This is a genomic window from Actinomycetospora sp., from assembly GCF_055612215.1.
Window position 1 is genome coordinate 1 of sequence record NZ_JBVPVA010000014.1, and the last position, 1,618, is coordinate 1,618.

Sequence of the window (1,618 nt, forward strand, 5' to 3'; positions counted from 1 at the left end):
CCGCCCGACCTGCCGGGTGCGCCCCTGATCAAGGGCGAGCTCGAGCCCAAGGCCCCGGCCGATGACGAGGGGCACGCCACGCAGGATTCCGGACGCCGGACCTGCCAGGTGTGCCCCTGATCAAGGGCGAGCCCGAGCCCCCAGACCCCGGCCGACCACGAGGGGCACGCCACGCAGGATCCTGGGCCGCCAGACCTGCCAGATGTGCCCCTGATCAAGGCTCCGAGCGCCCGGCCCCGCGAACCGCCGGAATGGGTGTCGGTGGCAGCGGGCATGCTGTCGGACGTGGAGCTCCTCGACGACTACAGCGGACACGTCGACCCGGAGGGCCCGGCCGCGCGGCGGGACCTCGACGCCGTCACGATCACCAAGGTCTCGGTCGGGCCGATGGACAACAACGCCTACGTGCTGGTCGACAAGGCCACCGGGCGCACCCTGCTCATCGACGCCGCGAACGAGGCGGACCGCCTGCTCGACACCGTCGAGACGGTGGGCTCGCGGGACGGGCTGAAGGACCTCGTCACGACGCACCAGCACTGGGACCACGTCCAGGCGCTGGAGGCGATGACGAAGGAACTGTCCCCCACCACGTACGCGCACCCGCTCGACGGCCCGGAGCTCCCCGTGGCGCCGGACCGCACCGTGGGCGACGACGACCAGGTGCGCTTCGGGGACTCGTTCGTCGAGGTCATCCACCTCGACGGCCACACCCCGGGCTCGATCGCGCTGTACTACAAGGACCCGGAGGGCACCGGGCACATCTTCACCGGCGACAGCCTCTTCCCGGGCGGCCACGGCAAGACCGCGACCCGCGAGCACCACGACGCGCTGATGAACGACCTCGAGCGCAAGGTGTTCGGCCGGTTCGACGACGACACGTGGGTCTACCCGGGCCACGGCGACGACACCACGCTCGGTGCCGAGCGCCCGCAGCTGCCGGAGTGGCGCGAACGCGGCTGGTGAGCCGGGCCCTCAGCGTCGGCCAGGCCCTCAGCGGCCCGGCATCGCCGCGCTCGGCGCGGGGACGGTGCGGCTCATGAGCGAGCGCGCCACCAGGTGGACGAGCTCCGGCTCGTGCACGACGGTGTACTCCAGCTCGCCGCCCCCGCACGGCCGGGCCACGAGGGCGGTGGCGACGTGCGGCCCGACGACGGCGACGTCCCACTCGCTGCGCAGCGGGTCGGCCTCGGCGAGGGCGGCACCGCGGACGCCCCGCGGCAGGCCGGACTCCGCGCCGAGCAGCGTCACGACGGTCGCGCGTTCCGCCACCTCGGCGAGCCGCGCCGCGCGCTCGCCCCGGGGGACGCCGTCCGGGCCGACGGAGGCCAGCAGCACCGTCGGGCCCTCCGCGCTGCGGGCCCGCTGCTCGAGCAGCGTGACCGCGACGTGGACCTCCTCGACGGAGCCCCGCCGCAACGGCCGGCCGCGCGCGACCGCCGCGAGCGGGCTCAGCCGGGTGGGCTCGTCGGGGGTGCGGGCCCGCGGCGCCCCGGGGCCGGCGGGCGGCGGCGTGCCCGGCGCCGGGTCGAGAGCGGCGGGACGGCCGAAGCGGTAGCCCTGGGCGAGGGTCGCGCCGAGGGCACGGGCCGTGCGCTCGTGCTCGGCGGTCTCGATGCCC

Annotated in this window: 2 protein-coding genes; one reads left to right on the top strand and one right to left on the bottom strand. The window is 75.7% G+C overall.

Annotated features, from left to right (window positions below; genetic code table 11):
- Positions 1 to 285: 285 nt before the first annotated feature.
- On the top strand, positions 286 to 963 hold the full coding sequence (locus AC0CYZ_RS00280) for an MBL fold metallo-hydrolase (RefSeq protein ID WP_472210846.1): 678 nt from the start codon (positions 286 to 288) through the stop codon (positions 961 to 963).
- A 27-nt stretch (positions 964 to 990) separates the two neighbouring features.
- Here the strand turns inward: AC0CYZ_RS00280 and AC0CYZ_RS00285 are convergent.
- Positions 991 to 1,618: hypothetical protein (locus tag AC0CYZ_RS00285; RefSeq protein ID WP_472210849.1), on the bottom strand; the 628-nt coding region annotated here is incomplete at its 5' end.